This window comes from Paenibacillus sp. MMS18-CY102, assembly GCF_009789195.1.
GTDB lineage: Bacteria > Bacillota > Bacilli > Paenibacillales > Paenibacillaceae > Paenibacillus_T.
The window spans coordinates 140,930-153,978 of sequence record NZ_WSTC01000013.1; the positions used below are offsets into that span (position 1 = coordinate 140,930).

The 13,049-nt window shown below is 50.9% G+C and carries 12 protein-coding genes; 9 read left to right on the plus strand and 3 right to left on the minus strand.

Going from position 1 to position 13,049, the window contains the following annotated elements:
* Positions 1–13: 13 nt before the first annotated feature.
* The 8 genes from GON22_RS11820 to GON22_RS11850 all read left to right on the plus strand — a co-directional run bounded on the left by GON22_RS11820 (position 14) and on the right by GON22_RS11850 (position 10,904).
* Positions 14–2,200, plus strand: coding sequence for a RelA/SpoT family protein (locus tag GON22_RS11820; RefSeq protein WP_160396297.1), 2,187 nt, complete (start codon positions 14–16; stop codon positions 2,198–2,200).
* A gap of 32 nt (positions 2,201–2,232) precedes the next feature.
* Positions 2,233–2,679 (plus strand): D-aminoacyl-tRNA deacylase, encoded by a 447-nt coding sequence (gene dtd, locus GON22_RS11825; protein ID WP_160396298.1) that lies wholly within the window; start codon positions 2,233–2,235, stop codon positions 2,677–2,679.
* 119 nt (positions 2,680–2,798) lie between these two features.
* Positions 2,799–2,969 (plus strand): hypothetical protein, encoded by a 171-nt coding sequence (locus tag GON22_RS25725; protein ID WP_202113202.1) that lies wholly within the window; start codon positions 2,799–2,801, stop codon positions 2,967–2,969.
* Between the two features lie 78 nt (positions 2,970–3,047).
* Positions 3,048–4,604: a coproporphyrinogen III oxidase gene (locus GON22_RS11830; RefSeq protein ID WP_160396299.1), complete on the plus strand. Its 1,557-nt coding sequence runs from the start codon at positions 3,048–3,050 to the stop codon at positions 4,602–4,604.
* A gap of 659 nt (positions 4,605–5,263) precedes the next feature.
* Complete coding sequence (gene hisS / locus GON22_RS11835; protein ID WP_160396300.1) at positions 5,264–6,514, plus strand: histidine--tRNA ligase; 1,251 nt, start codon at positions 5,264–5,266, stop codon at positions 6,512–6,514.
* Between the two features lie 50 nt (positions 6,515–6,564).
* Positions 6,565–8,373 carry an aspartate--tRNA ligase gene (gene aspS / locus GON22_RS11840; protein WP_160396301.1) on the plus strand — a complete coding sequence of 603 codons (1,809 nt, stop codon included), beginning with the start codon at positions 6,565–6,567 and terminating at the stop codon, positions 8,371–8,373.
* A 183-nt stretch (positions 8,374–8,556) separates the two neighbouring features.
* The gene (locus GON22_RS11845) at positions 8,557–9,330 is read left to right on the plus strand and encodes a tRNA threonylcarbamoyladenosine dehydratase (RefSeq protein ID WP_160396302.1); all 774 of its coding nucleotides are present in this window, start codon (positions 8,557–8,559) and stop codon (positions 9,328–9,330) included.
* A 257-nt stretch (positions 9,331–9,587) separates the two neighbouring features.
* Entirely contained in the window at positions 9,588–10,904 is a 1,317-nt protein-coding gene (locus tag GON22_RS11850) for a replication-associated recombination protein A (RefSeq protein ID WP_160396303.1), read from the plus strand.
* An 81-nt stretch (positions 10,905–10,985) separates the two neighbouring features.
* Here GON22_RS11850 and GON22_RS11855 read toward each other — a convergent pair whose 3' ends face one another.
* From GON22_RS11855 to GON22_RS11865, 3 genes are all read right to left on the minus strand, one after another.
* Positions 10,986–11,408 carry a hypothetical protein gene (locus GON22_RS11855; RefSeq protein ID WP_160396304.1) on the minus strand — a complete coding sequence of 141 codons (423 nt, stop codon included), beginning with the start codon at positions 11,406–11,408 and terminating at the stop codon, positions 10,986–10,988.
* Between the two features lie 68 nt (positions 11,409–11,476).
* On the minus strand, positions 11,477–11,980 hold the full coding sequence (locus GON22_RS26750; protein WP_160396317.1) for a DUF3238 domain-containing protein: 504 nt from the start codon (positions 11,978–11,980) through the stop codon (positions 11,477–11,479).
* Between the two features lie 9 nt (positions 11,981–11,989).
* Positions 11,990–12,586, minus strand: coding sequence for a hypothetical protein (locus GON22_RS11865; RefSeq protein ID WP_160396305.1), 597 nt, complete (start codon positions 12,584–12,586; stop codon positions 11,990–11,992).
* Between GON22_RS11865 and GON22_RS11870 the strand changes: the two genes are divergently transcribed.
* Positions 12,569–13,049: helix-turn-helix domain-containing protein (locus tag GON22_RS11870; protein ID WP_160396306.1), on the plus strand; the 481-nt coding region annotated here is incomplete at its 3' end. The two genes, GON22_RS11865 and GON22_RS11870, sit on opposite strands and share 18 nt — an antisense overlap.

The window sequence follows — 13,049 nt, forward strand, 5'->3', positions numbered from 1 at the left end:
AAAGGGACGTTGCATGGGCATAGAGCAGTTACTCGAAAAGGCATCGGCCTATATGAAAGGCCAGGATTTGCTGCGGGTACGGGAAGCTTATGATTTTGCGGAGCAAGCGCATCACGGCCAAGTCCGCAAATCAGGGGAACCGTATATTTTGCATCCGATTGCAGTCGCAGATATTCTGGTCGACATGCAGATGGACGTCATGTCGATTATTGCGGCATTGTTGCATGATGTCGTCGAAGACACGACCGTCAACCTCGACGGCGTGCGTGCCCGTTTCGGGGATACGTGCGCGATGCTTGTCGACGGCTTGACGAAGCTGGAGAAAATTAAATTCCGGTCCAAGGAAGAGCAGCAGAATGAGAACTATCGCAAAATGTTCGTCGCTATGGCGCAGGACATTCGCGTCATTCTGATTAAACTCGCAGACCGGCTGCACAATATGCGTACACTGAAGTTTCAGTCGGAGGAGGCACAGCGCCGGATTGCTTATGAGACGCTGGAGATCTTCTGCCCAATCGCCCATCGGCTTGGCATTAGCGCCATCAAGTGGGAGATGGAGGACATTGCGCTCCGCTACTTGAACCCTCAGCAATACTACCGCATCGCTAACCTGATGAAGAAGAAGCGGACAGAGCGGGAGCAGTATATTGATGAAGTCATCGGGCGCATCAATGAGAAGCTGGACGAGATGGGCATTCAAGGTGATATTTCCGGACGTCCAAAGCATATTTATAGCATTTATAAGAAAATGACGATGAAAAATAAGCAATTCAACGAAATCTATGATTTGCTTGCGATTCGAATTATCGTTGACAATATTAAGGACTGCTACGCAACGCTAGGCATCATCCATACGCTGTGGCGGCCAATGCCAGGGCGGTTCAAGGATTATATTGCAATGCCGAAGGCGAATATGTACCAGTCTCTCCATACGACCGTAATCGGACAAAATGGCGAACCGACAGAGGTACAAATTCGGACATGGGACATGCACCGCACGAGCGAATATGGCGTTGCCGCGCACTGGGCGTACAAGGAGGGCGGCAATCACGTTGTCGCAGGCGGCAATTTTGAAGACAAAATGTCGTGGTTCCGGGAAATTCTCGAGCTGCAGCAGGACGCGAAGGATGCGTCGGAATTTGTCGAATCGCTGAAGATGGATTTCTTCTCCGATCTTGTATTCGTCTTCACGCCGAAGGGCGAGGTGTTCGAGCTGCCAGCCGGGTCTGTGCCGCTTGATTTTGCTTACCGGGTACACACGGAGGTTGGCAATCGCACGATAGGCGCTAAGGTGAACGGGCGAATCGTGCCGCTTGACCATAAGCTGAAGACCGGCGATATCGTGGAGATTTTAACATCGAAGCATTCCTACGGGCCAAGCCAAGATTGGGTCAAAATTGCGCAATCTTCGCATGCACGCAGCAAGATCAAGCAGTGGTTCAAAAAAGAGAAGCGGGACGAGAACGTTGCCAAAGGGCGCGAGCTGCTTGAACGTGAAATTAAAAGACTCGGCTTAGAAGCGTCTGCCTGGCTGACGGAAGATAAGCTTCAAGAAGTGGCAACACGGTTTACGTTCAACGACCTAGAGGATATGTTGTCGGCGATTGGGTTTAATGGCATTACGGCAGCTCAAGTATGCTCCAAGCTGACGGAGAAGCTCCGTAAGGAAGCCGAAGAAGCAAGTTTGATCGAGCTGACGAGCGAGCCTCGCGAGATGAGAACGCCTGGCGCCCGGAAAAACCGGCCGAATCATGGCGTTACCGTCAAAGGCATCGACAATTTGCTTGTTCGCTTCGCAAGATGCTGTAACCCAGTGCCGGGTGATGAGATCGTCGGCTATATTACGCGTGGCCGCGGCGTGTCTGTACATCGCCTGGATTGTACGAACATCCCGTTCGGGGGCGAAGGGGAAGAAGCAGAGCGCGTAATTGAAGTGGAATGGGAAGAGTCGATCGAAGCGAATTATAGCGTCGATATCGAGATTACCGGCCACGACCGCCGCGGCGTGCTGAATGAAGTACTGCAAGCGGTATCGGAGAGCAAGACGAACATCTCTGCAGTTACAAGCCGCGCGGTCAAAAACAAAATGGCGATGATTCACATGACGATTCTAATTCGGAACGTTCAGCATTTGGAATCGGTTGTCGAGAAAATCAAACGTGTCAAAGATATTTATTCCGTTCAGCGGATTATGCAATAGCTTTGCCTCGTTAGGATAAGAGGGAATTCATCTTGAGAATCGTATTGCAGCGAAGCAAGAAAGCGTCGGTCGAGGTGGAGGGCGCGGTTGTAGGGGCCATTGATAGCGGTCTCGTGCTGCTCGTAGGCGTGACGCATGAAGATACGGAAGCTGATGCCAAGTGGTTAGCTGACAAGGTTGCCGGGCTTCGCATTTTTGAAGATGAATCGGGTAAAATGAACCTTTCCGTCCAAGAGGCCGGAGGGGACATCTTATCGGTTTCGCAATTTACGCTATACGGCGATTGCCGTAAAGGCAGAAGGCCGAATTTTATGGCAGCGGCACGCCCGGAGCCAGCTGAGGCGCTGTACAATCGATTTAACGAGCTGCTGCGCGAAGCAGGGCTAAGGGTCGAAACTGGCGTGTTTGGCGCTATGATGGACGTATCGCTCGTCAACTGGGGCCCTGTCACGCTAGTGCTGGATAGCCGAGCAGAATGATCATTTTTGTCGTTTAGTTTGTCCGAGATCGGAAACAATAGCGGTAGAGTGTTTGTAACGACACAAAATTCCGCTTGATGTGTTTATAAGGCACATCAGCCTGCATGGGAGTGTTTCTGATGCACCAATCGCGCAAGGAGCAAAGCATGGAACGGGCATCCCGCCGACTGCTGCTGGCCGACCGTAAGGAAGCGATGATGTTGGATGAATTCGACGATGAGGTAGAGGTTGCAGCGGAATGGGCGTTTGGCGCAATGCCTGCCAAGCGGCAAAGCACCGAACAGCCATAAGAAACAGAATAGGAACGAAGGCAAGCCGCCCCAATCTCGATTGGGTGCGGCTTGTCCGTTGAGTTGAAGGGGATAGACATGATAAACGTCCATGTACAAGCGGCAGACGCCTCGTTTGAGCGGTCACTATGCAACATCGTGCCGCTTTTTTTTGAGGAAGTAAAGACGACATTTAGCGAGGAGCCTAACGGCGAAGCGGATCTTGTGATCGCACTCGATTATCGTGAGCTCGAGGCTGGTGTCCGTGCTTCAGCGGCTTTGCTCGCGAGCGGCGAAGCGCAGCCGATTGCAATTGCTAATTATGAGAGCCCGATATCCAGTGACGCGCCAAGGGATGACAAGCGCAAGCTGCTCAAACAAGCGGCTAGCCGCGTACTGTTGGACGTCCTGCAGAAGCATACCGGGCTCGTACAGCCATGGGGCATATTGACGGGCGTGCGCCCGACCAAGCTGTTGCACGAGCGCGTAAGGCGCGGCATTCCGGCCGCGCAAGCGCGCCGCGAGCTGCAGGAGCATTATTTGATCAGCCAAGAGAAGATTGAACTGATGGAACGCATCGTAGAGCGGCAACTGACGGCAATCCCGGATTTATACCGCATTCGCGATGAGGTGAGCATTTATATCGGCATCCCATTTTGCCCAACAAAATGTGCATATTGCACGTTCCCGGCCTACGACATTAACGGCCGCCAAGGCTCGGTGAATGGTTTCTTGTTCGGGCTGCATGAGGAAATGCGGGCAATCGGCGAGTGGCTAAAGCGCAACGATGTCCGAATTACGACGATCTACTATGGTGGCGGCACGCCTACGAGCATTACAGCAGAAGAAATGGATGCGATGTACAGTCTCATGTACGAGGTGTTCCCTAACGTCGATGACGTCCGCGAGATTACGGTTGAAGCTGGGCGGCCAGATACGATTACCCCTGAGAAGCTAGCGGTCATGCAAAAATGGGGAGTCGACCGCATTAGCATTAATCCACAGTCGTACATCCAAGAAACGTTAGAAGTCATCGGCCGCCATCATACTGTCGAAGAAACAATTCGGAAATTTGAGCTGGCTCGCGAATGTGGCATGGATAACATCAACATGGACCTCATTATCGGCTTGCCCAATGAAGGGCTGCCGGAATTCGAGCATACGCTGTCGGAGACCGCCAATTTGATGCCAGAGTCCCTTACCGTCCATACACTATCGTTCAAACGGGCCTCGGAGATGACGCGCCATCGCGGGGACCAGAAGTTCAAGGTCGCTGACCGCGACGAAATTACGGCGATGATGCGGCGTGCGGTGGAATGGACTGATGAATATGGGTATATCCCGTACTATTTGTACCGCCAGAAGAACATTCTTGGCAACTTGGAGAATGTCGGTTACGCGCAGGCAGGGATGGAGAGCTTATATAACATTTTGATTATCGAAGAGATGCAATCCATCGTCGGCCTTGGTTGCGGCGCATCAAGCAAGTTCGTCGATCCGGCCACTGGCGAAATTACAAGGCTGGCGAATCCGAAGGAGCCGAAGGCGTATAACGATACGTACAAGCAATATACCGATGCCAAGATCGAAGTGCTTGAGCGATTGTATGGGGCAGCACGCCGGACGCAAAATGAGCTGGCACCTACGCTAGCTTAGATTTTTTTTGATGTACCTAAAAGGGACTTGTTTTAGGCAGTTGTAAAGTAAACGCTTTAAAAATTGTAATGTTTTCGTAACGTGATTAACATCTTTCTTTAATATCATCGGCCTATACTAGAACTCGACCCCCTTTTTAAAATATATACTTTTGATAACCTACAACGCTGTTGTAGGTTTTTTTCTGTCCTGGGGGCGAGCCGGCGATAGGGATAGAATGCGGCTTGACTTCGGAACGCCAGGCGAGTAGAATTTAAAGGAATATGTTGTCGATTCGATGATAGGACAAAGTACTCACGTACATGTACACAGAGAGAGGCGCCTTTGGCTGCAAGCGTCTTTATGGTGGCGATGGGGAAAGACTTCCTGGAGAACGGGCGGCGAACGGATGGCAGTTGGAGCAAACGGGCACATCAATGCGCTCTAGGCTTCAACGAACAATTAGCCATGGCCAGTAGCCGAACCGCGTGTAACGGGCGTTAACCGTCTAAGCGGAATTTTCCATAAACGTTTGTTTAGGCGTTAATGGAGATGACCGGAATGTGGGTGGCACCACGGGAGATAAGCATAAATCTCTCGTCCCTGACTGACCGTTCTAACGGCAGTTAGGGACGGGAGTTTTTTATTTTTTGACCTATAGATCAGCAAGGGGGATTCCTATGGCATTCCAGAAACCGCCAGGTACACAGGACCTGCTGCCGGGCGCGGTTGAGCGCTGGCAGTTCGTCGAGAGCAAGGCGCGCGATATTTGCCGCCGATTCAATTTCCGTGAAATTCGGACGCCGATCTTCGAAGCGACAGAGCTGTTCCAGCGCGGGGTAGGCGAGACGACGGATATTGTAGAGAAAGAGATGTATACGTTCACGGATCGAGGAAACCGAAGCCTTACGCTTCGTCCCGAAGGCACAGCTGGCGCCGTGCGCGCGTTTGTAGAAAATAAGCTGTATGGTGAGCCTGATCTAACCAAACTGTATTACATTGGTCCAATGTTCCGCTATGAGCGGGCGCAGGCAGGCCGGTACCGCCAGTTCCATCAATTCGGCGTTGAGGCGCTAGGCGCAGTCGATCCTGCACTCGATGCAGAGGTGATCGCGCTCGGTTACACGTTCTACACCGAAGTTGGGCTCAAAGGCGTTCGCGTGGAGATCAATTCCGTCGGTACGCCTGCGGTCCGTGCGGCATTCCGCGAAAAGCTGTTGGCGTTCCTTGAGCCGAAACGCAGCCTGCTTTGCAAAGACTGCCAGTCGCGCATTGACCGTAATCCGCTACGCGTGCTGGATTGTAAGGTCGACCAAGCGCATTTTGAGGGCGCACCTTCGATCTTGGACAGTCTCGATGAGGAGTGCCAATCGCATTTTGATAAAGTAAAGACGTACCTAACCGACATGAACATTCCGTTCGAGATTAACTCCCGCCTGGTGCGTGGCCTTGATTACTACACGCACACGGCATTCGAGTACAAAGCGGAAGGCATCGGCGCGATCGATACCGTCGGCGGCGGCGGCCGGTATAACGGTCTCGTAGCCGAAGTTGGCGGGCCGGACCAACCGGGCGTCGGGCTTGGCTTGGGGCTGGAGCGGACGGTTATGCTGCTGGAGCACCAGCAGACAGAGCTGCCGAATGCGACGGCAATTGATGCATATGTCGTAGCGCTAGGCGAAGCCGCTGAGCGTGAGGCGTCGAAGCTCATTTATCAACTGCGGTCGAGCGGCCTGTCGGTTGAGCGTGATTATCAAGGGCGCAAAATGAAGGCGCAGATGAAATCGGCTGACCGTCTTCAAGCGCGTTATACAGCGATCCTTGGCGATGATGAGCTCGCCCGCCGCGAGATTGCGCTGAAGGAAATGGCGACGGGCGAGCAACGGTTCGTCTCGCTGGATTCACTCGCAGAAGCGATTAAGAAACAATAGCGTACTTGCTTGGAACCCATACAACCTTAACAAGAGGAGAATGATTCCCCATGATGTTAAAAACCCATTCCTGCGGCACCCTGACGAAAGCAAATGTAGGCGAAACCGTTACCCTGAACGGCTGGGTACAACGTCGCCGTGACCTCGGTGGCGTACTGTTTATTGACCTTCGCGACCGGACAGGAATCGTCCAAACGGTCTTCAACCCGGATTTCTCAGGCGCAGCGCTTGAAATTGCCGATAAAGCACGCAACGAGTTCGTATTGGCGCTTCGCGGCACAGTAGTTGAGCGCGACCAAGAAACGTACAACGCGAACCTCGCAACGGGCGAAATCGAAATCCGCGTAACGGAGATCGAGATTATGAATGCGGCGAAGACGCCTCCATTCCCGATCGAAGACGGCGTAGAAGTCGACGAGTCGATCCGCCTGAAGCACCGTTACCTGGACTTGCGCCGCCCGGAAATGCAACGCACGATGCTGCTTCGCTCCAAAGCGTCCAAAGTGTTCCGTGATTTCCTTGACGGCGAAGGCTTCCTTGATGTTGAAACGCCTATCTTGACGAAAAGCACGCCGGAAGGCGCGCGTGATTATCTTGTGCCTAGCCGCGTTCATGCGGAAGAGTTTTTCGCGCTCCCGCAATCGCCGCAAATTTTCAAGCAGCTGCTGATGGTAGGCGGCCTTGAGCGTTATTACCAAATCGCACGCTGCTTCCGTGACGAAGACCTTCGTGCTGACCGCCAGCCTGAGTTTACGCAAGTCGACATCGAGACGTCCTTCCTGTCGCAGGACCAGCTTCTTGCGATGATGGAGCAATTGATGTCGCGCGTCTTCCGTGAAACGATCGGCTACGAAATTCCGTTGCCGTTCCAACGCATTACGTATGCGGAAGCGATGGACAAATACGGCTCCGACAAGCCGGACCTTCGTTTTGGCCTTGAAATTAAAAACATTACGGACATCGTTGCAAACAGCGACGTGAAAGTATTCGCATCCGTCGCTGCTTCCGGCGGCGAAGTGAAAGCATTGAACGCGAAAGGCTGCGCAAGCTGGAGCCGCAAAGAGCTTGACGATCTCCAACCATTCGCAGCACGCTACGGCGGCAAAGGCTTGGCATGGATTACGGTGAAGGACGGCGAATGGCGCGGCCCGATCGTTAAATTCCTGAAGCCGGAAGAGATTCAAGCGTTGACGGAACGCCTTGAAGTCGAAGAAGGCGACCTGCTGACGTTCTCCGCTGATAAGCCGAAAGTCGTTGCAGACGTGCTTGGCAACCTTCGCCTGAAGCTCGGCCGTGACCTTGGCTTGATCGACGAATCGCAATACAAGTTCCTGTGGGTTGTAGACTTCCCGCTGCTCGAATGGGACGAAGATGCAAAACGTTATGTCGCGATGCATCACCCGTTCACGCGCCCGAACGAAGAAGACCTCGAACTGCTTGCGACCGACCCGGGCAAAGTGCGCGCACAAGCTTACGATATCGTGCTCAACGGCTACGAAGTCGGCGGCGGTTCGATGCGTATCTACAAACGCGACGTGCAAGAACTGATGTTCAAAACGCTTGGCTTCTCGATGGAGCAAGCACATGAGCAATTCGGCTTCCTGCTTGACGCATTCGAATATGGTACGCCACCGCATGGCGGCATCGCGTTCGGTCTCGACCGTCTCGTTATGCTGTTGACGGGCCGTACGAACTTGCGCGAAACGATCGCGTTCCCGAAAACCGCGAGCGCAACCGACCTGATGGTCGACGCGCCATCGCAAGTTGAGCTGTCGCAGCTGGAGCAGCTTCATATCCGTACGGTGCCTAAGCCGTCAGCTAAGCCTGCACCGGCACCTGCTGGCGCTCCGCAAGCTTAATATCATTTTGCATCAATATGAATGTTTCTGTATTGCAGCGGCGCTCCGCACATCACGCAATTGCGCTGTAGCTGCTGCTGTACAGGAATGGGCTCGTCCGGTGTGCTTTAGCTGGCAATCAGCAAGAGCGCGCCGGACGTTTTCCCTATTTGGGCTTACATAATAAGGAGGCGAATGCAAACCATGCTGCATCAATTTTCTAGAACCGAGCTTGCGATTGGGCCAGAAGGGCTGGAAGCTATGCGCGGAAGTACGGTAGCGGTGCTCGGCATCGGCGGCGTAGGCTCGATCGCAGCAGAGGCGCTGGCGAGAACGGGCGTTGGGCGCATTATTCTGATCGACAAAGACGTAGTTGACATTACAAACATCAATCGCCAGATCCATGCGCTCACGACGACCGTCGGCGAGCCGAAAGCGGATCTGATGCGTGACCGAATCAAGCTAATTAACCCAGAATGCGATGTCATTTCGCTGCGGATGTTTTATACCGAGGAGACATATGAGCAGCTGTTTGCTTACCCGCTAGACTATGTCGTGGATGCCTCCGATACGATTTCGTACAAAATCCACTTGATCAAGCAATGCTTGGAACGCCGCATTCCGATCATTTCGAGCATGGGCGCTGCGAACAAAATGGACCCGACGAAATTCCAAGTCGTCGATATTAGCAAGACGCATACCGACCCGATTGCGAGAGTCGTTCGGACGAAGCTTCGCAAGGATGGCATTCGCAAAGGCGTAAAGGTTGTCTTCTCCTCAGAGGAGCCGCAGAAGCCGCGTGAGGATGTAACCCAGCGAATCGTGCCGGACAATGCGCCTGAGATTCGTAAAGCGCAGCAGCCACCGGCAAGCAACGCGTTCGTGCCGCCAGTCGCGGGGCTCATCATGGTGAGCGTCGTCGTAAAGGATTTGCTGGAAATCAATGAGAAGGCGCGCAAGCAAGGGGCCGAATCGTAGTGTTTGGGCGAGTCCATGTGACCGGGCTCAAGCGGCCTGGCGATAAAGGCGAACCAAACGGATCTACCTGGCTAAATTATGCATTCCAGGCGCTTATGGCGCGGTGGGATGCTTTTTTTTCGCCGCGATGTACCACTCGGGTTGTATTGCATCTGATCCGAACAGGTGTGCGGATATGTTATCATTATGCTATGATGGGTGAAGTGAAATTACGTTCGTGCTGTTAAGGCTGATGCTAGAAGGAGTTGCTTACGATCATGGATTTGTTTAGCTATGGGGAAGAGCAGGTTCCGCGAGCGCGATTGCTGGCGGATCGGATGCGTCCCGAGACGTTAGATGACTATATAGGCCAGGAGCACATTGTTGGCGCAGGCAAGCTGCTCAGGCGCGCGATCGAAGGCGACCGGATCTCATCGATTTTGTTATATGGGCCGCCAGGCTGCGGCAAGACGACGCTAGCCCATATTATTTCGAAGCGAACCGAAGCCGATTTCGTGAAGCTGAATGCTGTAGATGCTTCCGTCAAGGACGTTCGGGACGTCATTGAACGAGCGAAGACGGCGAAGGCGATGTACGGCCGCAAAACGATCCTTTTTCTTGATGAGGTGCATCGCTTCAATTCCTCGCGCCAGGATGCGCTTCTGCCTGCTGTAGAGCAGGGAATCATTATATTCATCGGGGCTACGACCGAAAATCCGTTCCACTATGTGAATGGCGCTTTATTGTCCCGTTCGACGCTGTTTCAGTTGCAGCCGCTCACGAAGGAACATGCGCGCGAAGCGATGGTGCGGGCATTGGCAGATGCGTCACGTGGGCTAGGCTTCATGCGGCTTGAGGTGGAAGAGGACGCGCTCGACCATATTGCCCAAACAGCAGGCGGCGATATTCGCCGAGCGCTGAACGCGCTTGAATTAGCTGCCGTAACGACGCCTTCGGAGCCGGACGGTTCGGTACGGGTTACGCTTGATGTCGCACAGGAATCGGTCCGCAAGCCGACAGCTAAGGCGGACGAGTCAACGCAGTATGATGTATTGTCTGCTTTTCATAAAAGTGTGAGGGGCTCTAGCGATGCGGCGCTGTTCTGGTTCTTGTACGCTGTCGAGAAGTTGGGCATGGAGCCGATGACGTTTATTCGCCGGCTTATTGTCGCTTGCAGCGAAGATATCGGGCTAGCGAATCCGCAAGCGATGCTGCAAGCAACGGCTGCATTGGATGCTTATCGCAAGATTGGCTGGCCAGAAGCCAAATATAATATTGCCCAGGCAATATTATTCGCAGTAGAAAGCCCGAAGTCGAATGCAACTGCAGTGGCAATCGGCCGCGTGATGGATACGATTAGCCAATCCGGTACGATGGAAGTGCCTTTGCATCTGCGGGATGCCCATTACAAGGGCTCGGAGAAATTGGGGCATGTCGGTTATCAGTACCCGCATGATTTTCCAGGCCACTATGTGGTCCAGCAATATTTGCCTGATCAGCTTCATGGCAAATCGTTTTACAACGCAACGGAACAGGGGATGGAAGATAAAATTCGCCAAAACCAACAAAGAAGAAGGGAACGCCGATCGCGCTAAACCGCACGCAGCTTGGAAGCGTACAGTTATGCGGACAATGGATTGTAAGCTGATTTCGGCATATGGCCGGAGTCGGCTTTTTTAATTTTCTTTTCTTTTCATAAAGTAACTTAACCATCGTAAAGCTTCTTGAATGATTTCAAATAGCAGGCCGCCAATCCCGAAAAGAACAGCTAACGACACAGTCGTTTTGAAGTTTGCTAAGAAAGAGAGTATGAACAAAATGCCGATTGCTGGAATGAGCGTGTACGATATAATTTTCAATATTATTTGTCGAATTCCCAGTATAGGTACAGCTTTGTAGATCATTCCGTCAATAAAAATAGATAGAGGTATAAGCAGGAAGATGTATATTGCCAGAATGATGAAGATACCCCCAAAAAATTGCCTGCTAAAGGAATAGTAAGAGTCACTTTCAGCTAAAGCAGGGCTATGGTTAATTAGAGTGCTAACGATTGAAATAACAAATGCAGACACTAGTGCAGATATAAATTTGGAAATCATGGCCTTCATCCTCCTTATACTTATGTAGGAAAGCCCGTGAAACTGATATTTCACAGGCCTTATGCTACTTAGTTTGAAATATTATAAGATCTAGATAATGTACTTGGCGCACCTAGATAATCGAAACCTTCGTTAGGATGTGCAAAAAGCTGCAAATTTGATGCTCCATTATCGATTTGGATATATAACTCATGGGCCGGCGCCCTATCATGCTGTCCTACAAAAGCGTAGAATCCATTTCTCCATGTTTTTGCATTCATTTCATAATCGATTTCCCCGCCAGCAGCAGCAAATGGATTGCCTACTTTATGATAGACCGTATAATCAGTATTGGTTGGATTAAGTGCGTTCGTGATGGCATTAAAATAATTATCAGTTGCAGTTAATGTTACTAATGCGTTGTAGTTAGCATCATAAGCAGTAGTTGGACTTACAGTTTGTGCGTATTGGTGTGTTGTATTGCCGTCAGAGTAATAAAGTGCTTTCCCCCATGCTTTCGAACGATATGTTTCTGCAGTTAAACTAAATGTACGGTTATCCTCTTTAAACCAGGTGATTTTGGGGCCCCATATGTAACCCGATCAAGTGGCGGGATTGTACCATGGATCCTTTGCGTATGCATCTGGAATAAAAGTTTTATATGTCCAAGCCAAGCTTTTGCTTACAGTTGCAGCGGCTGCGACCGATACTTGGGTGTTATTTGTTGAATTTAGTTTAGATGTGTCTACAATTTTGATAATACTGTATGGCCTATTGGAAATTTTTTTAAGCTCCTCATCTGTAACTTCCTTGCCGTTATCCAGATACCATGATTTAACTTGATTCGTTTCTTCGGAAGTTAATGGAACACTATTTTGGCTTTTTTCGTTTTTGTTGAAACTAAGATTAGAAACATTGAATTTGTTATCATTGCCTGAATAGATTTTATTATTGTCGAAATCATGAATTTTTACATTTTGATTATCTGACTTCCATGATAACTGAATAGATGTTTGATTTGAATGTGACTTAAGATGAATGTTTTGATTCTTTTCTGCAAATGTTGTGTGTACATTGACGGATAAAAGTAAAACCGATGTAGCGAGTGAAATTGATATGCTCCCTATACGGTAGACAGGTGAAATAATAAAACCTGTGTTGCCGTAAAGGGAGCATTTTTCGTGTCCAAAAAAGAACATACTGCCTCAGAGAAATTCGCTATCGTTCAGGAGATCGAGAGTGGTTGTATAGGCGTTAAAGAGGCGGTTAGAAAGTTCGGTATCAGCAAAACAACGCTTGCCAAATGGCGTCGTCGTTATCGCGTGTACGGCTATGAGGGATTAGAGCCCCGTATTCATAATCGCAGTTATTCCGCTGAGCTTAAGCTTCAAGCCGTCAAGGATCATCTTGAGGGGGGATTATCGCAATATCAGGTAATCGACAAATATAAGATTGCCAGCCGATGTCAACTTGCGAGCTGGGTTAAGAAGTATAATGGTCATAGTAGCTTAAATGCTTATACAGGGGGATCACCAGCTATGACAAAAGGACGCTCAACAACATACCAGGAGAGGATTGACATTGTTCTGTATTGTCTTGCAAACGAGCAGGACTACAAGAAAGCGGCGAATCGATTCCAAGTCTCCTACCAGCAAGTATATG